This is a genomic window from Holdemanella sp. DFI.5.55 (assembly GCF_020593575.1).
In the GTDB taxonomy this organism is placed as follows: Bacteria; Bacillota_I; Bacilli_A; order Erysipelotrichales; family Erysipelotrichaceae; genus Holdemanella; species Holdemanella hominis.
On record NZ_JAJDMK010000363.1, the window covers coordinates 1 to 239 of the forward strand.

A 239-nucleotide genomic window follows, 5' to 3' on the forward strand; every position below is an offset into this window, starting at 1 on the left:
TACACTTTTATGATTTTATTTTTCTTAATATTATTAATCTTAATCATAGTCCCTCATAAATCTTCCATACATCATAGTTATCTTCACCTCTATATTGTGTATATATAAGACCTTTTTCTTTTGGATTACTATATACTGTTAAACTCTGAATAAAAGAATAACTATCTTTAATATTGCTTTTTACTAAATTTTCACTCCCACCATAACTACTTATTCTTCCTGACTTTTCAAAGCCTTCT

1 protein-coding gene is annotated in these 239 nt (G+C 25.5%); it reads right to left on the bottom strand.

The window, feature by feature from the left end; all coding sequences use genetic code 11:
• Window positions 1–43: 43 nt before the first annotated feature.
• Window positions 44–239 (bottom strand): hypothetical protein (locus tag LJE08_RS14420; protein WP_227403637.1); only part of this gene is annotated, 196 nt, incomplete at its 5' end.